This is a genomic window from Devosia chinhatensis (assembly GCF_000969445.1).
Lineage (GTDB): Bacteria > Pseudomonadota > Alphaproteobacteria > Rhizobiales > Devosiaceae > Devosia > Devosia chinhatensis.
This window is the reverse complement of record NZ_JZEY01000061.1, coordinates 716,993-739,264: the sequence shown is the minus strand read 5'-3', so window position 1 is coordinate 739,264 and position 22,272 is coordinate 716,993. Positions and strand designations below refer to the sequence as shown.

Sequence of the window (22,272 nt, the reverse complement as noted above, 5' to 3'; positions counted from 1 at the left end):
GCGATCAGGGCATCAGCCGGTCGATCTCCAGGGCCAGCGCGATATCCTTTTCGCTCAGCCCTCCGGCATCGTGGGTGGACAACGCGATCCGCACCCGATTGTAGCTGTTGGACCAATCAGGATGGTGCCCGGCCTTTTCCGCCAGCATCGCCACCTGGGCCATGAAAGCAAAGGCCGTGGAGAAATCCTTGAACCGAAAGTCCCGCGCAATGGAGTCGACGGCCTTGTCATGGACCCAGCCCGGCAGGAGCGCCAAGGCAGCTTCGCGATCTTCGGCATTGAGCCGCTCTACCATGTCTGCACTCCCAAAAACGCCCGTGACCGTCGACAGGAATCCCACCTGAACCGGCCAGGCTGCGTTCAAAGTCGGGGGAGACATTAACCCGCCATTTAGCCTGAGGCCACCTCGACACCGGCCTCGTGGGCCGAGGCAAGGGCTTGTTAATGGCTTGAGCGCCCAATGGGACGGCAAAAGGAAATTTCCGTGCTGACGTCAGCCAGAAAAACGATGCCGCCGCTGGACTACGTGTCCATTATCCGATCGGTCTATGCCGACCGGCGCGAAATGCTGCTCGGCGCCTTTGCGAGCGCTGCCGTTGCCGCCGTGTCTGCGTTTCAGGCCCAAGCGCCAATTCTGTTCGTTGTCGCCGCAGCGATCCTCTTCGTCGGCCTCATCCGTTTTTTCAGCATGCGCGCCTTCTGGCGCGCCGGTATCGGCGACGACGATGCCGAAGGCGCCGAATACTGGGAAAACCGCGCGCTGATCGGCGGGGCGCTGGTCGCGTTCGTGCACGGCATCTGGTGTCTTGTCGCCATCCTGATCGTACGCGACCCTTTCGCCGAGCTGGCCAGTTGCACGCTGACCATCGCCGCGACCGTAGGGCTTGTGGCCCGTAATTTCGGTCTCGACCGGCTTTTGACCATCCAGATCATCTCGCTCTCGGTACCGCTGTGGATCGCCATGGTCTTCCGCGGCAATTTCTATCACCAGATGCTGGCCGCGATGATGATCCTTTTGCTGATCAGCTACCGCAAGCATGCCGCATCGATCCGCTCGCTGCTCCTCTCCGCCGTGCACGGCCGGGTCGAGGTGTCGCGGCTGGCCGCCGAATTCGACATTGCCATCACAACACTTGAGCATGGCCTGTGCATGCTCGACGAAAATGGCACCATTACCCTCGCCAATGACCGGGCCGTGCGCATCTTTGCCGCGCTCGATGTCGGCAAGCTTGCCAACCAGCCCTTCGAGAGGGTCCTGGCAGCCCTTGCCGGCGCGGGTGGCGCGCCCAAACCGGCAATCGACAGGTTGCGCGCCATTATCGAGAAACATGGCTCGGGCAAGATCCAGTTCTCTCTTGTTTCCGGTCCTACATTCGAGGTTACGGTCACGTCCGGCCAAAAGCGGACCGTTCTGCTGTTCGAGGATATCACCGAACGGGTGATGGCCGAAGAGCGCATCCATTTCATTGCGCGCCACGACGCACTGACCGGCCTGCCCAATCGCAGCCATTTCAGCACCCTTGCCGTGGAGCAGTTGCGCTGTCGGGCCGATGTCGGGGCATCGAGTACCGTACTGATCGTCGATATCGACGAATTCAAGCACGTCAACGACGGCTTCGGCCACGTCATCGGCGATGAATTGCTGCGCCAGAGCGTCAGCCGTTTGCGCGAGGCACTGCCCGCCGATGCGCTCCTCGCGCGCCTGGGCGGGGACGAATTCATCGCGCTTTTTGCCTCCGCTCAGGACGAAGGCCAGGCCATCGCCCAGGTCATCATGCAGACCTTCCAGCCATCGTTCACTCTCAACGGCATTTTGCTGCCCGTGCGCGTCAGCATTGGTGTCGTGCTGGATCCAAAGAGCCAGAGCGATCTCGAAGAGCTGATGACCAAGGCGGATCTGGCGCTCTATTCCGCCAAGGCTGAAGGCAAGGGTCGCAGCCAGATTTTCCATGCGCAGATGGATACCGAATACCACTATCGCCAGCGCCTCAAGGCCGACCTGCGACAGGCCGTGGTCGGGGGGCAGCTTCATCTCGCCTTTCAGCCACTCGTCGATCTCGAGACGCGCAAGGTCGTTACCTGTGAAGCACTGGCGCGCTGGACGCACCCCGAATTCGGGCCTGTGCCACCCGCAGTCTTCATCCCGCTGGCCGAGGAAATGGGACTGATCTCGCAGATTACCGCATGGGTCCTGCACAAGGCCGTAGAGGAATGTGCCCGCTGGAGCTGGCCTGTCGCGGTGGGCGTCAATGTATCGGCGCGCGATTTCCGCGGCATCGATCTGCCGGTTCTGGTGGACCTGGCTCTCGAGCGGTCCGGGTTGCCTCCCGACCGTCTCGAAATCGAGGTGACCGAGACGGCAGTCATCGAGGAACGGGATCGCGCGCGCAGCGTGCTCAAGGCGCTTGCCGATAGGGGCACGGCTATCGCGCTCGATGATTTTGGCACGGGCTATTCCTCGCTGAGTTACCTCAGTGCTCTGCCGTTCACCAAGCTCAAGATCGATCGATCTTTCGTCGCCGACATCTCGGTTAATCCGCGAGCACTGCGGCTGCTGTCCAATGTGGCCCGCCTCGGTCGCGATCTGGATCTCAAAGTTGTTGCCGAAGGCGTTGAAACCGAAGCGCAACTCGACGCCATCGCCACCCAGACAAGCGTCCAGCAGGTTCAGGGCTATTTCTTCAGCCGGCCACTGTCAGCCAAGGATATTGCCGAGCTGATCGAGCGTTTCAACGGCACCGGCACATCGCAGGCGACGACAAAGCGGATAAATGGTTAATCGCCATTAACCATCTGAGTTTACAAATCAATTAACGTCGTACGGGTGCTTGCAGGCACAAAGCTGGAGAATTTCCCGTTCCGCAAATCGGGCACTAGGGGTTACGCTCGCCTCCAGACTACGGGGGCGTGTCTATGACGGAATCCAAATCTGCCGAAAGTGGCGCCAGTTCGCGCTTTGCCTCGACGCTGATTGATCTGCTTGATCAGGTGCGGTATCGCCGGATCGATCCTGCCGAGCAGTTCGATCCTGTGTACAGGCTGCGCTACGAGGCCTATCGGCGCGAGGATTTCATTCCGGTCAATTCGCAGCAGGTCACGCGCGACGAGTTCGACGATCTGCCCAATTGTTATTGTTACGGCGTCTACGTATCGGGGCAATTGGCCAGTTCGCTCCGCTTCCACGTGGTAACGCCCCAGCATCCTTATTCGCCCTGCATGTCGGTCTGGCCCGACGTTCTTGCGCCGATCCTCGAGCGGGGACAATCCTTCATCGATCCAGGCCGCTTCACCGCCGATTTTGATCTCTCGCTGGCCTATCCCGCCTTGCCGTACCTGACGTTGCGCCTGGCTGCCATGGCGTGCGAATATTTCCCGGTCCGCTATTGCATGTCCGCCGTCCGGCCCGAGCACACGGCATTCTATAAGCGCATATTCGGCGCCAGCCCGCTGGGCGAGCAGCGCAGCTATGCCAACCTGGCCTTTCCCATGCAACTTTACACGGCCGATGTTCCGGTCATCCGCGATCGCGTCGCCGAGCGTTACCCCTTCTTCATGTCGCGCCCGCAAGAGCGAGAAGCGCTTTTCGGAGCGGAGAAGGCCGATCTCAATGCCATCGCTCCCACCGCGCGGATGGCACAACGCCTTGAAATGATGGACAGGGCAGGATGAGGGAAGTGGTGCCGCTTAGGTGACTCGAACACCTGACCCCATCATTACGAATGATGTGCTCTACCAACTGAGCTAAAGCGGCGCTGGAGGCCCATGGGCCTCTGCAGATGGCGGGTCTTTTACTGGGCGTTTTCCGCCGATGCAAGGGGCAAGGCGACCGGACTTGCCGGCAAGGCCACAACGTCATTGCCAGATGTCGCAGAAATGGCGGCAGGACGGGCCGCCACAGCCACCGGAACTTTCCATTCGAAGGCATCGAGCCGTCCGGTCAGGGGAGAAATGGGTTCCCATTCGTCACTGACGATGCCGTCGGCAGTCCAGGCCGGATCGCGCGGCGCATGGACGGCGCGGGCCAGCCATTCGCGTGCCTTGCCCTGGTCACCGTTCTGGCCTTCCTCGATCTCGGCCATCAGGCTGGCCACGCCCTGGGTTGCCTCGGTACCGATATGAGGCAGGAGCGCGTCACGGGCAAGCGGCCAGTCATAGGCATCGATGGCGGCCCGGGCCAGCACCATCGCAGCAGCTCGGTGGTTCGTGGGCAATTCGACGATTTCACGGATGCGCTTGAGCCGTTCGACGGCCGATGCGCCCGGCTGGGAATGGGCATAAAGCGCGGCAATGTCGGGATGGCCATTGGCGCGCCAGATGCGGCGCAAAAGGCTCTGAGCTTTGCGGGTCTCGCCGCGATTGATGTAGATGCGCGCCGCAATGAGAGCGGCAGGAACGAAGTCGGGCAGGAGCTTGAGCGCTGTCAGGGCATGGTCGAGCGCTGCATTGGGCTGGCCGGATTCGCTGTCGCGGGCGCGGGCCGTCTCTATGACGGCCTGGCGACGGCGCTTGCGCGCCTTGTCCTCGCGGGTTGATGGCGTCTCGGCATTGACCATCGCCACCGCTTCGGCCCATTGGCCTCGGCGAGCCAGATCGCCGAACACGGCCTCGGCCGCCCAGTCTGTGGACGGGGCGAGCGCAAGGGTCTTGCGGGCAAAGGTCAGCGCGGCTTCCTGGCGGTTTTGCGTACGCGCCTGGTCGTAAAGGCCGGTCAGGGCGGCAATGGCGGTCTTTTCGCTGGCGATCAGCGCACGGTAATGCTCCCGTGCCGCCGGCATGTCGCCAAGCGCCAGGTCGGCCCGCGCTTCGATGAGCTTGGCCGCGCCGCTCTCTGGCAGCCGGGCCTGGGCTTCGCGGGCCATGAGACGTGCGCGAGCCGGATCTCCAGCCTGAAGAGCGATAATGGCGTCGGACAGCGCATCGACGCCCTGTTCCCGCCGCCTGGCGGCACGGCGCCGAGCCATGGCCTTGGGCGCGCCGATAATGCGCCTGACCAGAGCCCAGAGCGCGATGATGAAAGCTGCGGCCAGAAGCAGGATCACCACTGCAGTTCCCAGGCGCGGCTGCATGCGCTGGCCGGCAATTTCGAGCGTCAGCGTGCCGGGCAGGGAAATGACCCAAGCCGCAATGCCGGCGATGATAAGGCTGCCGATAATCCAGGAGGCAAGGCGGATCATGCACCGGTCTCCGCGCGTAGCGCGGCATCGCGCAGGTCATCGAGGAAGGTTTGGGAAGTCGCCAGCAGCGCCAGGTCGCCGGCAAGGCCTTCCCCTACCGCCTGCATGCTGGCCGGCAGTGCCTGGAAGATGGCCAATGCCTGCGCATAATCGCGCCGCGCCATTGCCGCCTCCAGCTGCGAGACCTGTGCCTCGGGGCTATCGCCTTCGATGGCCCCGGACGGCCGCATGGCGATCACACCGCGAAACCAATCCATTGCGCCGTCCTGGAAGGAGGCATCCGCGTTGGCAGGACGACCCGCCAGCATGTCGGGAATGATGCCATTGAGCCGGCGCGCCACAATATCGGGCTGGGGTAGGCCGACACTGGCCGCTGCCGAAACATTTTGCGGAATGGTCACGTCCGGTAGAACCCGGCGCAGCGTATCAAGTTCGGTTTCGAAGGTTCGCCCGGACGCGAAAGCGCTTTCGAGGCTTGAAAACACCAGCGGCAGGCGGCTTGCCTGATCGCCGGCAGCGGAGAGGGCAGCGGTTGTTTCAGCAAGGCCGCTCACAGTGCTGCGGGTTTCGGCCAGGTCTGTCACGCTTGTTTCGATGGTTTGGCGCAATTGTGCCAATTCCGTTTCAAGCGCCGCGATCTGCTGGTTGAGTGCCGGGACCGGGCTTGTCTCCGTCGACGCGGCGGGGCGAGCCGCCAAGTCTTCGAGCTGGGCCTGCAATGCCGCGACCTGTTCCACCAGTGCAGCATCGGCCGTATCGCCCGCGGGCACGGACGCGGCTTGGTCTTCAAGCGTGCTCAAGCGCCCGGTCAGCGCTTCGACTTCGGAGCGGACATTGGCAAATCCGGTTTCAAGCTCGGGAATGGCTGTAGCGAACTGTGCCAGCCGGGGATCGGCCGGCGGATTAACCGGCTGCTGCGCGGGCCACAGTCCGGCAGAAGCCAGTCCATAGGCTGCGCCCAATCCCAGAACAGCGCCCAGGAGCCCGGCCAGCCAGGGAGAGCCGCCGCTTGATCGGGTCTGCTCGGTAGGCGGGGCAGAGGGAGGGCGCGCGGTTTTTGCCGGGTCCAACTTCGCCTGCTCCGGTTTCGTCTGGTCAGATTTGGGCGGTTCCGGCCGGGATGGTTGCGGCTTGCCGTCAGCCGGCTTCGCTCCCGTGGCCGGGCGCGCCGTGCCCTCGAGCACCGGAGGGCGCACCGGGCCCTTGTTGTCCTGGCTCTTGGGATCGGTCTGCGGCACGTCCTTGCCGGAATTCTCAGCCATGGGCCTTCCTTTTCTCGGGTTCGATCATGCCCCAGTTTGCTCGCGGGCAAAAGCCAGGGCCAAAGCCATCATTGCGTCTTCGCTGGGATGGTCCGCCAGAAGAATGCGGCTGAAGTGATTTTCGATCAGGGCAGCCGCGACATTTTCCGACAGGCAGAGCATTGGCAGTCGGCGCTTCTGGATTTCCGGGAGCCGAGTTGTTGCCAGTTCTGCAAAGATTTCCGCACTGCGGCGCGAATACAGCAGCACGCCGCCGAAGCGATCTTCGGTAAGGCCGGTGAGCACATCCTTTGGCAGGCTGGTCTCGGCGATCATCTCGTAGACCGGGCTCGTCACCACCATCAGGCCGTGCGGCGCCAGGGCCTGGGCGAGGTCGCCGCTGAGGTGCTTGCCTGAGGGGTAAAAGAGCGGGCCGGGCAGCCGAGCCAGAGCGATCCGGGTCACAAGCGATGCCAGTGTGCCGTCGGCGGCCTCGACCGAGGTAAAGCCGAGCAGACGCGCCTCATGTGCCGTCCGGTCGCCAACTGCGAAGGCGGGAATGGTCCGGAACGCCTCGAGCACGCCGAGATCCTCCATTGCCCGCAGCGCATTGGTGCTGGTGATGGCAATGCCGGCAAACCCTCTGGCTGGTGGCAGGTTGGGGCTAAGGGTCTGGCGGCTCATGACCGGGGCGAGCGTTGAGTCAATCCCGAGCGCGGCCAGGCGCTCGGCCGTAGCCTGGGCATCCGGTTCGGGTCGCGTCACCAGCAGATGCATCATGCGAGAAACCGGGTCTGCCAGTCGGCCCCGGCCTGGGCCAGAAGATCACGTCCGACCTGTTCGCCCAAGGCAACTGGATCGGAGCCAGTGGCCTGGGCCTGGAAACTCGTCTGTCCGTCAAGTGAGAGAATTTCGCCGCACAGTTCGTAGCCCGCGCCCGTGCGGGTGCTGAGGGCGCCTACGGGGGTACGACATGAGCCGTCGAGCACGCTGAGCATGGTGCGCTCGGCAAGAATGCCGGCATGGGTCGGGGCGTGGTCGAGCGGCGCAACAATCCCGGCAAAGCGCGCGTCGGCGTCGCGAATGGCAAGCGCGATCGCGCCTTGCGCCGGCGCGGGCATGAACGCTTTTGTGTCGAGAATGGCGGTGGCGCGATGGGCCTCATCCAGTCGGTTGAGCCCGGCCAGGGCGAGCAAGGTGGCATCGGCCACCCCATCGAGCAGTTTCTTCAGGCGCGTGTGCACATTGCCGCGGAACGGCACGATGCGCAGGTCCGGGCGCAGCCGCAGGGCCTGGGCGGCCCGGCGGATGGATGACGTGCCGAACCTGGCGCCTTCAGGCAGGGTGTCGATGTCCCGTGCCGAAACCGAAATGAAGGCATCCCGGACGTCCTCGCGTTCGAGGAAGGCGGCCAGAACCATTCCTTGGGGCATGCCCGTCGCTACGTCCTTGCTGGAATGCACGCCGATATCGATGCGTCCCGAGAGCAGCGCCTCGTCGATTTCCTTGGTGAAGACGCCCTTGCCCCCGATATCGGACAAGGTGGTGTTTTCGGCCTGGCTACGATCGCCGCCAGTGGAGAAAACCTCGATTTCGATGTCGGCCTGCCCAATTCCATGAGCTTGGCACAACAGCTCGCGCACCAGTCTGGCCTGGGCCAGTGCCAGCGGGCTGCCGCGTGTTCCGATCCGGGCGAAGGGGATGGGCGATTGCATATCCGGGCGGTCCTAGTGTAGGCGGTAGGCTCCCCTGTGGGAGTAGACCAGTTCGTTATGACCGGGCAAGCACCAGTCCTCATTCTCGGCATCGAGACAAGCTGCGACGAAACCGCCGCATCCGTCGTGCTGCGTGATCAAAGCGGTCAAGGAACCATTCGTTCCAATGTGGTGCGCAGCCAGCTCGATGAACATGCGGCATTTGGCGGCGTGGTCCCGGAACTGGCAGCGCGCGCCCATGTCGAATGGCTCGACCATATCATCGCGCAGGCCATGCGCGAGGCCGATATTGCGCTGACCGATATCGATGCGGTGGCCGCTACGGCCGGGCCAGGCCTCATCGGGGGGGTACTGGTGGGGCTGACGACCGGCAAGGCGCTGGCCGCTGCTCTCGACAAGCCGCTGATCGCGGTCAATCACCTCGAGGGGCACGCGCTGACTGCGCGCCTCACCAATGGAGTGGCTTTTCCTTATCTCATGCTCCTCGTCTCCGGCGGTCACAGTCAGTTTGTCCTGGTACGCGGCGTGGGTGATTACCAGCGCTGGGGCGGCACTATCGACGATGCATTGGGCGAGGCATTCGACAAGGTTGCCAAGCTTCTCTCGCTGGGGTCGCCGGGCGGTCCGGCCGTTGAACGGGCGGCCCGGTCGGGCGACCCCAAACGCTTCCGCTTTCCCCGACCGCTCTTGCGCGAAGACCGGCTCGATTTTTCATTTTCCGGGCTCAAGACAGCGGTGCGCCTGCAGGCTGAGGCCCTCGCGCCTCTCAGCGAGCAGGACGTGGCCGATATCGCAGCCAGCTTTCAGGACACGGTGGCCGCCATCGTCGAAACCCGCTCGCGACAGGCACTGGAGCAATTGGCGCGTGACTATCCCGGCCTTCCCCAGCGGCTGGTCGTGGCTGGAGGCGTGGCGGCCAACCGAAGGCTCGCTACAGCGCTTGAAACCATGTGCGCGGCTGCCGGCGCCGAACTCGTCGTTCCACCCATCGCACTCTGCACCGATAACGGGGCCATGATCGCCTGGGCCGGGGCCGAGCGGTTCGCCCTTGGGGCGCGAGACGGGTTTGACGTGGCGGCGCGGCCGCGCTGGCCGCTCGATACGCCGGGTATGAAGGTTGACGACGATGCCGCTTGAAACCGTTTCGGTCATTGGGGGCGGCGCCTGGGGCACGGCTTTGGCGCAGGCGGCCGCCATGGCCGGCCGCTCGGTGACCCTGGTGGTCCGGAACTCCGACCATTCTGCTGCAATCAATCAATCTCATGTCAATGCGGCTGCCCTGCCCGGGCAGGTGCTTCTGTCGCAAGTGGTCGCATCCGCTGAGTTTACCGGTGCCGACATCGTCGTGCTGGCCGTTCCCGCACAGGCGACGCGTACGCTGCTGGCCTCGATCGATCCCGCCCTGCTCGCCGGGCGACCGGTCGTGCTTTCAGCGAAGGGGCTCGAGGCGGGAACGCTGGCGCGCCAGAGTGAAATCCTCGCGGACATGGCGCCGCACGCCATTCCCTACGTGCTGTCGGGTCCCAGCTTTGCCGCCGATGTCGCGGCGGGCCGACCCACCGCCATTACTCTTGCCGGGGACGACGCTGACCAGACGTCTGCGCTGGCGACCGCCTTGGCCGGACCCAGCTTTCGCCCCTATGCCGCCGATGACCGGATTGGGGTCGAAATTGCAGGTGCCCTCAAGAATGTCTATGCCCTGGCTTGTGGCGCCGTCGAGGGTGCGCAGTTGGGCGCTTCGGCTCGGGCCGCCCTGATTGCGCGCGGCTATGCCGAAATGGCGCGCATGGTCACCGCCATGGGCGGGTCCGCTCATACGCTGACCGGCCTTGCCGGGCTGGGCGACCTGACGCTGACCTGCACTTCGGTGCAGTCGCGCAATTATCAGTTCGGCATGGCTTTGGGCGCCGGGCGCGCCGCCGCCGAAATCCTCGGCTCTGGCGCCAAGCTGGCCGAGGGAGTCACCACCGCGCCGGTCGCTGCGGCTTTGGCCCGGAGCCTGCATGTCGACGCGCCGCTGATCGATGCCGTCGATGCCGTCGTCGCCGGCACCGCCGATATTGCCACAATCGTTGCGGGGCTGATGTCCCGCCCGCTCAAGAGGGAACATTGACAATGCTCTATGCCATGATCGCCAAGGACGCGCCCGGTGCGCTGCAGACCCGGCTCGACACGCGTCCGGTGCATCTCGATCATCTGAACAGCCTAGGCAAGAAACTGGTCTTTGCCGGTGCGCTGCTCGATGCCGAGGACAAGCCGGAGGGTTCGATCGTAGTCTTCGAGGCCGAGAACCTCGCGGAGGCGCAGGCGATGGCCGATGCCGATCCCTTCGTGGCGGCTGGGGTGTTTTCGAGCTACGAGGTCAAGCGCTGGCGCGTGGCGATCAACACAACCGGGGTGGAGTTCTGAGCTCATGGCCTATTGGCTGATGAAGTCCGAGCCGGACGTCTTTTCCTTCGATGACCTCGCCGCCAAGACGGCCAAGGGGGAGGCCGAGGAATGGCATGGCGTGCGCAATTATGCGGCGCGCAACAACATGAAGGCGATGAAAGTCGGCGACGAAGCCTTCTTTTACCATTCCAATATCGGCAAGGAGATCGTGGGCATCATGAAGATCGTGGCGCCTGCCCATCCCGACAGCACCGGTGAGCTCAATGGCAAGGGCGAAGTGGTTTGGGAATGCGTCGATGTGCAATCGGTCAAGCCGTTCCCCCGTCCGGTGACCCTGGCCGAAATCAAGGCCACCGAGGCGCTGTCCGAGCTTGAGTTGGTCAAGCTGTCACGCTTGTCAGTGTCCAAGGTCTCGTCTTCCGAATGGTCACTTCTGTGCAAGATGGGCGGTCTCTGACCGGGCGAAGCGATCCGCACGAACAAAGTGAACTGTGGCTGCTTGAACGGGAAAAAATCGGGGCCATCTATTGGTCATGATGAACAGGCTCCTCCCCCGCATTTTTCTTTTCCGCAAGGAAGTCGTGCAGCTCTGGAAGGCTTTCTGGGCGCGCGAGACCCCGCTCTATCTCAAGGTGGCGACGCTGTTTGCCGCCTTCTATCTGGTCAATCCCCTCGATATCATCCCCGATATCGTGCCGTTTTTTGGCTGGGTAGATGATCTCGTGCTGATCCCGCTGATGGTGAGCTGGATCGTGAGCCGCCTGCCCATTCCGCAGCCGGCCTATGCTCGCACGGTCAATGGCCGGGCGCGTAGGCTCTAGCTTCGGCTTCTGGCCCGGCAGCTCTGCCGGGCTTTTTCTTGCGATAAGTGTCTTAGAAGCGCTGACCGGTCAGGAGCGCCACGAGCGCGAGCGAGGCGAGGCCGACCCAGGCGATCACCGGAAAAAGCAATAGGGCGGCGAGGCGCGAAGCGGGCCATAGCCGCAAGATTGCGAGCGCGGCCACAGCGATCACCACGCCATTTCCTGCCAAGGCGATCTGCGGCACGTTGAGGCTGCCGGTATAGACGGGATAGAGCACGCAAAGCGCAATCAGCAGGATAACCAGCCAGGCTTGGCGTGGCATCTGGCGCTGCTCGCGCACAATTAGCCAGAAACTTGAGCCCATGCCGGCAAAGAGAAAAAGCCACACATAGGGTACGATCGCCCCGATTATCGCTCCGATCGGCCCTGTCTGGTCAATGGGTATGCCCTCGGTCGCGCCGAATGGCCGCGCCAGGAGGATGTAGAGATTGGCCAGAACCGCTAGCGCCACGGCGCCGAGGGCACAGCTGGCCCAGCCGATTCCATCCCGACGCGACAAAAATGCGTACATTGCACAGCCTCCCGTTCGGCAGAGACTACGCCTTGATCGGCGGGCCGGTTCAGCATCTTTCCAAAGAAGGGCCCGGATCGCTCCGGGCCCTTGCGGGTCAGTCCAGCCGGACCAGCAGGTCCTTGGCGTCGATCTGGTCTCCTGGCTTGATCAAGAGCTCGGCCACCACGCCATCCACTTCGGCGTGGATGGCGGTTTCCATCTTCATGGCCTCGATGGAGCACAGAACGTCGCCGGCCGAGACCGTCTGACCCTCCTTGACCGCCAGCGTCGAGATGACGCCCGGCATTGGTGCGCCCACTTGCTTGGGATCGCCCGCTACCGCCTTGGCGCGCACCTTGATGTCGCCGGCCTTGAGCCGATCCGGCACGGTAATGGTGCGCGGCTGGCCATTGAGGTCGAAGAACACGCGCACTTCGCCCTTTTCGTTGGTTTCCGCACGCCCCTGATAGGTGACGACCAGCGTCTTGCCCTTTTCGATATCGACGAGCAGTTCGTCGCCCTCGGCCAGGCCATAGAAATAGACCGGCGTCGGCAGCACTTCGGTCGGGCCATAGCGATCCTGGGTCTTTTCGAAGTCCGAATAGACCTTGGGATACATGAGATAGGAGGCCAGACGGAAATCGTCGATCGGCTGGCCGACATCCTCGGCAATCTTGGCGCGCTCGGCCTCGATATCGACATCCTTGAGATAGGAGCCCGGCCGCTCGGTCAGCGGTGATCTGCCCTTGAGCACCTTCTTTTGCAGCTGATCGGGGAAGCCGCCCGGAGGCTGGCCCAGGTCGCCAGCAAAGAAGCCCACCACCGAATCGGGAAAGGCGATGTCCCGCTTGGGGTCTTCGACGTCAGCGCGGCTCAGTCCGGCCGACACCATAGCCAGGGCCATGTCGCCGACCACCTTGGAGGATGGCGTCACCTTGACGATATCGCCGAACATCTGGTTGACGTCGGCATAGGTCTGGGCAACCTCGTGCCAGCGCGTCTCAAGCCCGAGCGAGCGTGCCTGTTCCTTGAGATTGGTGAACTGGCCGCCCGGCATTTCGTGAAGGTAGACTTCCGAGGCGCCGCCCTTGAGATCGCTTTCGAAGGCGCGGTACTGCGTGCGCACGGCTTCCCAATAAAAGGAAATCTGCCGGATCGCCTTGGCGTCGAGTTCGGGGTCGCGCGCATCGCCGTCCAGCGCGGCGACCAGCGAGCCCAGGGTCGGCTGGCTGGTGGTGGAGCTCAGCGCATCCATGGCCGCATCGACGGCGTCCACGCCCGCCTCGACTGCCGCGAGTACGGTGGCCGCCGAGGCGCCCGAAGTGTCGTGCGTGTGCAGATGGATCGGCAGTCCGACTTCCTGCTTGAGTGTCTCGACCAGTTTTTTGGCCGCGGCGGGCTTGAGCAGTCCGGCCATGTCCTTGATGCCCAGCACATGCACGCCGGCCGCCTCGAGCTCCTTGGCCAGCCCGACATAATATTTGAGGTCGTATTTGGAGCGGTCGGGATCGAACAGATCGCCGGTATAGCAGATGGCGCCCTCGGCGATCTTGCCTTCCTCGGCCACAGCGTCGATGGAGACGCGCATGTTCTCAACCCAGTTGAGGCAGTCGAAGATGCGGAAGACATCCACCCCGCCTTTGGCGGCCTGTCGGACGAAGAACTTGACCACATTGTCGGGATAATTGGTGTAGCCGACGCCGTTCGAGCCGCGCAGCAGCATCTGCGTCAGGATATTGGGGGCGCCGTCGCGCACCTTGGCAAGACGCTCCCACGGGTCCTCGTTGAGGAAGCGCATGGAGACGTCGAAAGTGGCGCCGCCCCAGCATTCAAGGCTGAAAAGGTTGGGAAGACCACGGCTATAGGCCTGGGCAATGCGCGTGATGTCGAAGCTGCGCATGCGCGTCGCCAGCAGCGACTGATGCGCATCGCGCATGGTCGTGTCGGTGAAGAGAACGCGTTTTTGTTCCTTCATCCAGCGGGCAAGGCCCAGCGGCCCGTCGCGGTCGAGCACCTGGCGGGAGCCTTCGACCACGATCAGCGGTTCGAATTCGGGCAGGACAGGCGCCGCCGCATCGGCAGGCGGGCGCGGCCGGTCGCGCACTTCGGGATGGCCGTTCACGGTTACGTCGGCAATGTAGGACAGGAGCTTGGTGGCCCGGTCCTTGCGCGGCTTGAAGTTGAACAGATCCGGCGTCGTGTCGATGAAGCGCGTCGTGTAGCGGTTCTCGAGGAAATCGGGATGGGTGATGATGTTTTCTAGGAACGCCAGATTGGTGGCAACGCCACGAATGCGGAATTCGCGCAGGGCGCGGTGCATGCGGGCAATGGCCTCGTCGGCGCTGGGCGCCCAGCAGGTGACCTTTTCGAGCAGTGGATCGTAATAGCGGGTGATGATGGCGCCGGCATAGGCGGTGCCGCCATCGAGACGAACGCCGAACCCGGTGGCGCCGCGATAGGCGGTGATGCGGCCGTAATCGGGGATGAAGTTCTGCTCGGGGTCTTCCGTTGTTACGCGGCACTGGATGGCATTGCCGTTCAGGCGGATGTCTTCCTGTTTCGGCACGCCGGACTCAGGGGTCCCGATCACGGCACCGTCGAGCAGGTGGATCTGCGCCTTGACGATGTCGATGCCGGTGACTTCCTCGGTGACCGTGTGCTCGACCTGGATGCGCGGGTTCACTTCGATGAAGTAGAACTTGTCGTTGTCCGCATCCATGAGGAATTCGACCGTGCCGGCGCCACGATAATTGGCGGCCTTGCCCAGACGCACGGCAGCGTCGGTCAGCGCCTTGCGAACCTTGTCATCGAGATAGGGGGCGGGGGCACGCTCCACCACCTTCTGATTGCGGCGCTGCACCGAGCAGTCGCGTTCATAGAGGTGGACCAGATTGCCGTGATCGTCGCCGATCAGCTGCACCTCGACATGGCGGGCGCGCTCGATCAGCTTTTCGAGATACATCTCGTCCTTGCCGAAGGCTGCCTTGGCTTCGCGCTTGCCTTCCGAAACTTCCGAGACCAGCGATTTCTCGTCCATGATGCGCCGCATACCGCGACCGCCGCCACCCCAGGAGGCCTTGAGCATCAGCGGATAACCGATCTCGGCGGCCATCTTGCGGACCTGGTCCATGTCGTCGGGCAGGGCCTCGGTGGCCGGCACGACCGGTACATCGGAGGCAATGGCCATGTTGCGGGCGGCAACCTTGTTGCCCAGGTCGCGCATGGTCTGGGCGCGCGGGCCGATAAAGGTCAGCCCCGCTGCCTCGCAGGCGTCGACGAATTCGGGGCTTTCCGACAACAGCCCATAGCCGGGATGGATGGCATCGGCGCCGGAAATCCGGGCAATGCGGATATATTCGTCGATCTGCAGATAGGCCTCGACCGGGCCCTTGCCCTTGCCGATCAGATAGGCCTCGTCGGCCTTGAAGCGGTGCAGGGCCAGCTTGTCTTCCTCGGCATAGACCGCAACGGTCTTGAGGCCGAGTTCATTGGCGGCGCGAAACACGCGGATGGCGATTTCGCTGCGATTGGCGACGAGAATTTTCTTGATGGACATCGATCGAGGTTCCGAGCGGAAGGGGTAGGGGACCGTTTCCGGTCCGGCTCAGCAAATCGACGACAGGACGGTTGCCCGTCCAACCGTCTAAAAGTTCAGATCCTAGTTCTGGCCGAGATATCCGGCCAGATGGCTCATGTCATAGCCGGCCTCCGCCGCCTGGGCGATGATGGCCTCTGCCGGTTCCTCGCCGGCCTGGCTCAGCGCCCAGAGCGTGGTCGAGCGCGTACCCGACCGGCAATAGCAGAACACCTTGCCGTCGCTCCCCTCGAGCACGGCCTTGGTGCGGGCCACCATATCGGGATTGACCCCGTCGCGGCCCAGCGGAATGGCATGATAGGCAAGTCCGGCCGCCAGCGCAGCCGCTTCGATTTCAGCACCGCCAGGCTGGTCGGGAGCTTCCCCGTCCGGCCGGTTGTTCACGATGGTGGTAAAGCCAAGCAGCTTGAGCGTCGCCACATCTTCCGGCTGGATTTGTCCAGAGACGCTGACGTGGTCGTTGATCCGCTTCAAATCCAAGGCCTGGCTCCTCGTGCCGAATTGGCGATGGGTCCGTTATAGCCAGCGGCATCGCTCCGACGCAACTGGCAGGCGCGCAATGCCATCATCATGCCGTGTCGGGCAGGCTGGTCCGAGATCGTGAACGCTGTGTTCAATGCCGGTCAGGCGCCGATCCCACAGGCAGAAATTCCAGTATCGGCCAGTCTATTTTGCCATTTTCCGCCCTTGTCCTGATTTAACATGAATTGATCGAGAATGGAACCAAATGCCAATTTGGGCCTTTTTGCGGTTGAACTGAGGCGTAATTCTCCCTATTGTCCCAATCGAAAGCGAGACAATTGGTGATTAGACCGCGCTAGAACGGATTTCGTTTTGGCGTGGCACTCTGTTGTTCTGAACTATCGCGCCGATAGTGTGGCTTGATGTTGCTTTATTCGGCTGCGACTTACTGATGAGGACACATGACATCCAAGTTAAAGGTCAAGGACGTCTATAAGATATTCGGGAAGGAGCCCAAGAAGGCCCTGTCCCTCCTGAAATCCGGGAAAAGCAAGGAAGCCATTTTTGAGGCGACCGGCCAGACGATCGGCGTGCAAGACGCCAACTTTGAAGTCGAAGAAGGCCAAATTTTCGTGGTCATGGGGCTCTCGGGCTCGGGTAAATCCACCCTGGTGCGCATGCTCAACGGACTGATCCGTCCTACCAGTGGCCAGATATTGATCGACGGCGACGATGTCGCCAATTGTACTGCGGGCAAGCTCAGGGAAATCCGGCGTCAGAAGATCGCCATGGTGTTCCAGCATTTCGCCCTGTTCCCGCACCGCACAATTGCCGAGAACGCCGCTTATGGTCTCAAAGTGAAGGGTGTCGGCGCTGAGGAACGGCGCGCCACCGCGCTTAAGGCGCTGGAACAGGTGGGTCTTGCAGCCTGGGCCGACAGCCTGCCCTCCGCGCTCTCAGGCGGCATGCAGCAGCGCGTGGGTCTCGCCCGCGGCCTGGCCACCGATCCGCAGATCCTTTTGATGGACGAGCCGTTCGGCGCGCTCGATCCGCTGATCCGCCGCGAGATGCAGGATGAACTTCTGGCGCTGCAAAAGACGCTGAAAAAGACCATCATCTTCATTACCCACGATCTCAATGAGGCTTTGCTTCTGGGCGACAAGATCGCGATCATGAAGGACGGCAGCATCGTGCAGGTGGGAACCGCCCAGGACATCGTTTCGGCACCCGCCGACGAATATGTCGCCGCCTTCGTCGCCGACATCGATCGGGGTCGGGTCTTTACTGCGGAAACCGTCGCGAGTGAACCGTCCGTGGTGCAGCTTGAAACCGACACTGCCGGTGACGCGATGCGCACCATGGAAGATCAGAACCTCAACGCCGTCTTCGTGCTCGATGGCGAGGATATTGCCGGGGTCGTGACCTATCAGCAGGCCGCCGCCGCCGACCGCGAGAGCGGGACGGATGCGGTTCCGCTGTCCGATGTGCTGATTACCGATTTCTCCACGGCCGATCCGGACACGCAATTGGCTGACCTCTATGGCCCGGCCAGTTCCGGCCTGCCCATCGCGGTTACCGATGCCGACAACAAGCTTGTCGGCGTGGTCGAGCCCGAAGCGGTTTTCGCCCAGCTTTCGTCCGAACCCGCCGTGGCCGAGGCAGAAATCGAGTCCGATCCGGTACCCGATACCCGTCCTGCACCCGCGCTCGTCCCTGCGCCTTGAAGCCGGCGACAACGAATAAGAAACAAGGAGACGTGCGATGAGCCCGTCCGATTTTCTCGTCATTCCCTTTGACGACTGGATCAACACATTGGTGCGCGGCTGGCTGGTTCCCAATTTCCGGCCCCTCTTCCGTGCCGTGCAGGTCCCCATCACCCAGGTGCTGAATGGCCTCGACGCCTTTTTCGCCTTCGTCCCCATGCTGGTGACGACCGGCGTCCTGGCGGCGCTGGCCTATAAATATGCCGGCCGCGGCATGGCCATCTTCACCATTGTAGGCCTGGCCTTTATCGACATGATCGGTCTTTGGTCGGAAACCATGACGACGCTGGCCATGATCATCACCTCGGTGATGTTCTGTGCCGTGATCGGCATTCCGCTCGGCATCCTGGCCGCCCGCAACGATGTCACCTGGAAAGTGCTGCGCCCCACGCTCGACGTGATGCAGACCATCCCGAGCTTCGTCTATCTCGTGCCCATCGTGATGCTGTTCGGTGTCGGCATGGCGCCAGGCATCATCGCCACGATCATCTTTGCCCTGCCGCCCATCGTGCGCCTGACCAATCTGGGTATCCGCAACGTGCGCGGCGATCTCATCGAGGCGTCCGAGGCTTTCGGCTCGACGCCGCTGCAAATGCTGTTCGAAGTGCAGTTGCCGCTGGCCATGCGCACGATCATGGCCGGCCTCAACCAGACGCTGATGCTGGCTCTGTCCATGGTGGTCATCGCCGCCCTGATCGGCGCTGGCGGCTTGGGTCTGGTGGTCAATACCGGGCTCGGACGCCTCGACGTGGGCGGCGCGACCGCCGGCGGCGTGGGTATCGTGATCCTCGCCATCATTCTCGACCGCATTACCCAGGGCCTGGGCGAGCAGAAGAAGGTCGAGACCGTCTCGTTGCGCAAGACGCTGATTTCCATGTTCCGGTCCGGTGCCCCTGCGGCATCGGCCGAGACCGGAAAGGTTGCGGGTTAAGACCCGCACCATTCGCCCGGGGGAGCCTCTCTCCCCTTTCGCCTCCGCCTGCCGGCGGACAAACGAAAAGCAAAAAAAGGAGACAAAGACAGCAATGTTCCGTCTCAACACCAAGCCTGCCATTGCCGCCGCCCTGCTCATGACCACGGGCATGACCCTGCCTGCCATCGCGCAGGAACAGCCGGGCAACGGCACCGAGATCATCCTGGCCCAGCCGACCTGGGACACCGGCTGGTTCCACACCGAAATCTTCCGCCAGATGCTGACCGAGCTCGGCTATTCGGTCGGCTCGACGCTGACGCTCGACAATCCGGCCTTTTATCAGTCGGTGGCCTTTGGCGACGTGACCCTGTGGGTCGATGGCTGGTTCCCCATCCACAACCCCTACATCCCGTCCTTTGAAGGCAGCGCCGAAATCATTCCCTCGGTTGTCTCGGGCGGTGCCATGGAAGGCTACCTCGTCGACAAGAAGACCGCCGACGAACTGGGCATCACCTCGCTCGAGGATTTCAAGCGTGACGAGGTCAAGGCGGCCTTTGACCGTGACGGCGACGGCAAGGCCGACATGGTCGCCTGCCCGCCGGGCTGGGGATGCGAACTCAATATCGACCACCACCTTAATGCCTATGAGCTCAACGACCACGTCAACCTGATCAAGGCCGGCTATGCCGCCTCGATGGCCGATGCGGTTGCTGCCTACGAAACCGGCAACCCGATCTTCTTCTACACCTGGACGCCCAACTGGACCGTCAACGAGCTGGTCCCGGGTGAAGACGTGGTCTGGATCGAAGTGCCTGAGGTCAACCTGCCCGAGGACATGGCCGATCTCGCCGATGCAGCCATCCGTGAAGGCGTGGCCGGCTGCGTCAACGATCCGTGCATGCTCGGCTTCCCGGCCAACTCGATCGACGCGGTGGTCAACACCGCCTTTGCCGATGAAAACCCGGCCGTGCGCGCCCTGCTCGAGGCCGTGACGATTCCGATCGAGGACGTCTATGCCCAGAACGCGCTGATGAATGATGGCGACGACAATATCGAAGCCCATGCCGCCCAGTGGATCGAGGACAATCGTGCCGAGGTCGATGGATGGTTGGACGCGGCCCGCGCCGCTTCCTAAGCGGTTCGACGCCTTATGACTTTGGCCGGGGCTCTGCTCCGGCCATTTCTATTCGGGCAGGCCGGGTGTGACCCAGGCGCCCCAGAGATCGCGCCTTTGCGCCACGAAGCGCTCGGCCACGCTTTCGGCGGTAGCGCCGGGCTGGTTCAGCTCGGCGAGCAAGCGGTTCATTTCCGCCAGAGGCAGGGTGGCGCGCTGGATATAGGCGGCGATGACGGGGTTCGACAGGAAAACCCGGTCTGCCACGGCCATCACTACCATTTCAGGCGGGAAGGCGGAGGGCTTTGGATCGGCGCAATTGCGGCCGGCAAGGCAACGGGCCGCCACCTCGTCATAAGCGCCCATGTCGATGGCGACGAAATCAAGCTGGGCCAGGATGGCGTTGGGCTGCCAGTAATAGAACAGGAACGGCTCGCGCCTGTTGACCGCCTCACCGATCGATCGGTCCATTTCCAGCCGGTTGGCCGGCTCGATGATCTCCACCCGGTCAGAAAGGCCATGAGCCGCGATCAGGTTGCGATTGATGATCGAGCAGGCCCAGTCCGTTGGGCAAGAAATGAATCGGATTTTCTCGTCCGGGCCGGGTGCAGCCAGCGTCGTGGCCAGCGCCGAGGCGGTCGGTGCCGGGTTGAGGCCCGCCGCCATATAACCGGGCATGAACCAGCCCTCGAAACTGGTTTCGGTATAGGTGGGTGCGGCGCTGCGTACCATCTGCGCCTCGATGGCGGCATTCCAGACGTCTGCGACCCGATTGACCCAGAGTTCAGGCGCAAGGGCCGGTTGCCCGGTCGAGGCCATGGAGGAAAGGGCAGCGCCCAGATCGGCCTGGCTTTCGCGCACCTCGCAGCCGAACTCGGCTTTCAGGATGCGTTCGTGAATTTCCGACAGCAGCATGGCGGAGGGCCAGTTCATCCGGGCGATAGTGAAGGGCTGGTTGCCGCAGGGCGTCTCGGTTGATGCTGGCTGAGCAGACTGGCCCACCGTCTGGGGCCCATCCTGGGCATCGTCCAGCGTCGTGAACTGGGCCTGGGCCGGCGATACAGTCAACACGAGGGCCAGGCCGGTCAATGCCGCAAAAATCGTCCGCATGGATGGCGTTCTCCCGCAGAAAAGGAGCGCCATCTATGCGGAAAATGATCCTGTTAAGCAACTGCGCGAGGCCGATGATTTTCCGGCCGAATCCCGGTGACTTCTGCCGTTGAAATGTGCAACAGTCCTGGTCAGCGGGGCGCGCGAGGCGCCCCCTTATCCTGTTGCTGCGCCGCAAGAAGGGACCGCAAAGGTCATCCGGCGCGCAACCGAAACAGAGGGACGTCTATGCTGAAGAAAACCCTGACCCTGGCGGCTGCTGCCTCCACGCTGATCCTTGCCGCCCCGGCCCTGGCCCAGGAAGCCAAGATCGGCTTTCTCGCCGACGTGACCGGCCCGATCGCCGGCTTTGCGCCCGGCATGGTGGACGCCGGCAACCTGGCCGTCACGCATGTCAACGACCAGGGCGGCCTTCTTGACGGTCAGACCCTGACCTCCGTGCTCGCCGATTCCGCCTGTGACGGTGGTGCTGCCGGCCCGGCGGCCGACCGTCTGGTCAATGCCGAGAACGTCATTGCCATCTTCGGTGCCTATTGCTCGGGCGCCACCATTGCCGGCGCCAACGGCTCGGCTATTCCGGGCAATGTCGTGATGATCTCGCCCGCTTCGACCGCTCCGGCCGTGGCCGAGCTCGATGACAATGACCTCATCTTCCGCGACGTGGTTCCGGATTCCATCCAGGGCGTCAAGGCTGCCGAGCTGCTGCTTGGCCAAGGCGTGACCGAAGTGGGTCTGACCTATGTGAACAACGATTACGGTTCGGGCCTGGCCGGCGCCTTCGAAGAAGCCTTTGTGGCCGGCGGCGGCACCGTCCTGGCCAATGTTGCCCATGAAGACGGCAAGGCCGACTATCGTCCGGAAATTGGCCAGATCGAAGCTTCGGGTGCAACCACCCTGGTGATCTACGGCTATGAAAATGCCGGCGGTGGCGCGATCCTCAACCAGGCCGTGGAAGCCGGTACGTTCGACCTGTTCGTGGGCGGTGACGGCATGGCCGGCGAAGCCCTGCTCGCCAGCCGCAATGCTGCCGATCTCGAAGGGATGATCCTCACCCAGGCCGCTCCGGCCGAAGGCCCGGCCTTCGATGCCCTCGCCGCCCTCACCGAAGCGGCCGGCCAGGACATCAACGGCACCTATGTGACCAATTCCTACGACGCCGTGTTCCTGCTGGCCCTGGCCATCGAGAAGTCCGGTTCGGCCGATCGTGACGGGATTTCGGCGGCGCTGCGCGAAGTCGCCAATGCTCCGGGCGAAACCATCCTGCCGGGTGAATGGTCCAAGGCCAAGGAACTGATCGCTGCTGGCACCGACATCAACTACGAAGGTGCCTCGGGCTCCATCGAATTCGACGATGTCGGCGATGTGGCCGGCGCCATCAACTACTTCATGGTCGAAGGCGGCGCCGTCGTGAACAAGGGCCTGATCGAGTAGTTCGGAG

20 protein-coding genes and 1 tRNA gene are annotated in these 22,272 nt (G+C 63.1%); 11 read left to right on the top strand and 10 right to left on the bottom strand.

Features of this window, described 5'->3' with window-relative positions:
• Positions 1 to 4: 4 nt before the first annotated feature.
• Positions 5 to 295, bottom strand: coding sequence for a 4a-hydroxytetrahydrobiopterin dehydratase (locus VE26_RS13930; protein WP_046105787.1), 291 nt, complete (start codon positions 293 to 295; stop codon positions 5 to 7).
• A 189-nt stretch (positions 296 to 484) separates the two neighbouring features.
• Here VE26_RS13930 and VE26_RS13925 point away from each other — a divergent pair, with 189 nt between their 5' ends.
• Together VE26_RS13925 and VE26_RS13920 are read left to right on the top strand one after the other, a co-directional pair.
• Complete coding sequence (locus VE26_RS13925; RefSeq protein ID WP_160297854.1) at positions 485 to 2,779, top strand: putative bifunctional diguanylate cyclase/phosphodiesterase; 2,295 nt, start codon at positions 485 to 487, stop codon at positions 2,777 to 2,779.
• 134 nt (positions 2,780 to 2,913) lie between these two features.
• Entirely contained in the window at positions 2,914 to 3,669 is a 756-nt protein-coding gene (locus VE26_RS13920; protein ID WP_046105785.1) for an N-acyl amino acid synthase FeeM domain-containing protein, read from the top strand.
• Between the two features lie 6 nt (positions 3,670 to 3,675).
• Here VE26_RS13920 and VE26_RS13915 read toward each other — a convergent pair.
• From VE26_RS13915 to hemC, 5 genes are all read right to left on the bottom strand, one after another.
• Positions 3,676 to 3,751, bottom strand: a tRNA-Thr gene (locus VE26_RS13915).
• Positions 3,752 to 3,788: 37 nt separating this feature from the next.
• Complete coding sequence (locus tag VE26_RS13910) at positions 3,789 to 5,174, bottom strand: heme biosynthesis protein HemY (RefSeq protein ID WP_046105784.1); 1,386 nt, start codon at positions 5,172 to 5,174, stop codon at positions 3,789 to 3,791.
• The gene (locus tag VE26_RS13905; protein WP_046105783.1) at positions 5,171 to 6,436 is read right to left on the bottom strand and encodes a COG4223 family protein; all 1,266 of its coding nucleotides are present in this window, start codon (positions 6,434 to 6,436) and stop codon (positions 5,171 to 5,173) included. The genes VE26_RS13910 and VE26_RS13905 overlap by 4 nt, the downstream gene beginning before the upstream one ends.
• A gap of 24 nt (positions 6,437 to 6,460) precedes the next feature.
• On the bottom strand, positions 6,461 to 7,195 hold the full coding sequence (locus VE26_RS13900; protein ID WP_046105782.1) for a uroporphyrinogen-III synthase: 735 nt from the start codon (positions 7,193 to 7,195) through the stop codon (positions 6,461 to 6,463).
• A complete protein-coding gene (gene hemC / locus VE26_RS13895; RefSeq protein WP_046105781.1) occupies positions 7,192 to 8,130 on the bottom strand; it encodes a hydroxymethylbilane synthase in 939 nt (312 codons plus the stop codon). Before hemC ends, VE26_RS13900 begins: the two co-directional genes overlap by 4 nt.
• Before the next feature lie 57 nt (positions 8,131 to 8,187).
• Between hemC and tsaD the strand changes: the two genes are divergently transcribed.
• The 5 genes from tsaD (at position 8,188) to VE26_RS13870 (ending at position 11,342) form a co-directional block, all read left to right on the top strand.
• The gene (gene tsaD / locus VE26_RS13890) at positions 8,188 to 9,267 is read left to right on the top strand and encodes a tRNA (adenosine(37)-N6)-threonylcarbamoyltransferase complex transferase subunit TsaD (protein ID WP_046105780.1); all 1,080 of its coding nucleotides are present in this window, start codon (positions 8,188 to 8,190) and stop codon (positions 9,265 to 9,267) included.
• On the top strand, positions 9,257 to 10,243 hold the full coding sequence (locus tag VE26_RS13885) for an NAD(P)H-dependent glycerol-3-phosphate dehydrogenase (RefSeq protein ID WP_046105779.1): 987 nt from the start codon (positions 9,257 to 9,259) through the stop codon (positions 10,241 to 10,243). Before tsaD ends, VE26_RS13885 begins: the two co-directional genes overlap by 11 nt.
• Before the next feature lie 2 nt (positions 10,244 to 10,245).
• Positions 10,246 to 10,539: a YciI family protein gene (locus VE26_RS13880; protein WP_046105778.1), complete on the top strand. Its 294-nt coding sequence runs from the start codon at positions 10,246 to 10,248 to the stop codon at positions 10,537 to 10,539.
• A 4-nt stretch (positions 10,540 to 10,543) separates the two neighbouring features.
• Entirely contained in the window at positions 10,544 to 10,978 is a 435-nt protein-coding gene (locus VE26_RS13875; protein WP_046105777.1) for an EVE domain-containing protein, read from the top strand.
• Positions 10,979 to 11,054: 76 nt separating this feature from the next.
• Positions 11,055 to 11,342: a YkvA family protein gene (locus VE26_RS13870; RefSeq protein ID WP_046105776.1), complete on the top strand. Its 288-nt coding sequence runs from the start codon at positions 11,055 to 11,057 to the stop codon at positions 11,340 to 11,342.
• Positions 11,343 to 11,394: 52 nt separating this feature from the next.
• Here the strand turns inward: VE26_RS13870 and VE26_RS13865 are convergent, their stop codons facing one another.
• The 3 genes from VE26_RS13865 to VE26_RS13855 form a co-directional block, all read right to left on the bottom strand.
• The gene (locus VE26_RS13865) at positions 11,395 to 11,895 is read right to left on the bottom strand and encodes a tryptophan-rich sensory protein (RefSeq protein WP_046105775.1); all 501 of its coding nucleotides are present in this window, start codon (positions 11,893 to 11,895) and stop codon (positions 11,395 to 11,397) included.
• A 97-nt stretch (positions 11,896 to 11,992) separates the two neighbouring features.
• A complete protein-coding gene (gene pyc, locus VE26_RS13860; protein WP_046105774.1) occupies positions 11,993 to 15,433 on the bottom strand; it encodes a pyruvate carboxylase in 3,441 nt (1,146 codons plus the stop codon).
• A 102-nt stretch (positions 15,434 to 15,535) separates the two neighbouring features.
• Positions 15,536 to 15,952: a protein tyrosine phosphatase family protein gene (locus VE26_RS13855; protein WP_046105773.1), complete on the bottom strand. Its 417-nt coding sequence runs from the start codon at positions 15,950 to 15,952 to the stop codon at positions 15,536 to 15,538.
• A gap of 443 nt (positions 15,953 to 16,395) precedes the next feature.
• Here VE26_RS13855 and VE26_RS13850 point away from each other — a divergent pair, with 443 nt between their 5' ends.
• The 3 genes from VE26_RS13850 (at position 16,396) to proX (ending at position 19,745) form a co-directional block, all read left to right on the top strand.
• Positions 16,396 to 17,658, top strand: a complete 1,263-nt coding sequence (locus VE26_RS13850; protein WP_084620493.1) for a quaternary amine ABC transporter ATP-binding protein — start codon at positions 16,396 to 16,398, stop codon at positions 17,656 to 17,658.
• Between the two features lie 37 nt (positions 17,659 to 17,695).
• Entirely contained in the window at positions 17,696 to 18,628 is a 933-nt protein-coding gene (locus VE26_RS13845) for an ABC transporter permease (RefSeq protein ID WP_046105772.1), read from the top strand.
• Between the two features lie 94 nt (positions 18,629 to 18,722).
• Positions 18,723 to 19,745, top strand: a complete 1,023-nt coding sequence (gene proX, locus VE26_RS13840) for a glycine betaine/L-proline ABC transporter substrate-binding protein ProX (protein WP_046105771.1) — start codon at positions 18,723 to 18,725, stop codon at positions 19,743 to 19,745.
• 48 nt (positions 19,746 to 19,793) lie between these two features.
• Here proX and VE26_RS13835 read toward each other — a convergent pair whose 3' ends face one another.
• Complete coding sequence (locus tag VE26_RS13835; RefSeq protein ID WP_046105770.1) at positions 19,794 to 20,834, bottom strand: glycine betaine ABC transporter substrate-binding protein; 1,041 nt, start codon at positions 20,832 to 20,834, stop codon at positions 19,794 to 19,796.
• 228 nt (positions 20,835 to 21,062) lie between these two features.
• Between VE26_RS13835 and VE26_RS13830 the strand changes: the two genes are divergently transcribed.
• On the top strand, positions 21,063 to 22,265 hold the full coding sequence (locus VE26_RS13830) for an ABC transporter substrate-binding protein (RefSeq protein ID WP_046105769.1): 1,203 nt from the start codon (positions 21,063 to 21,065) through the stop codon (positions 22,263 to 22,265).
• Positions 22,266 to 22,272: the final 7 nt, after the last annotated feature.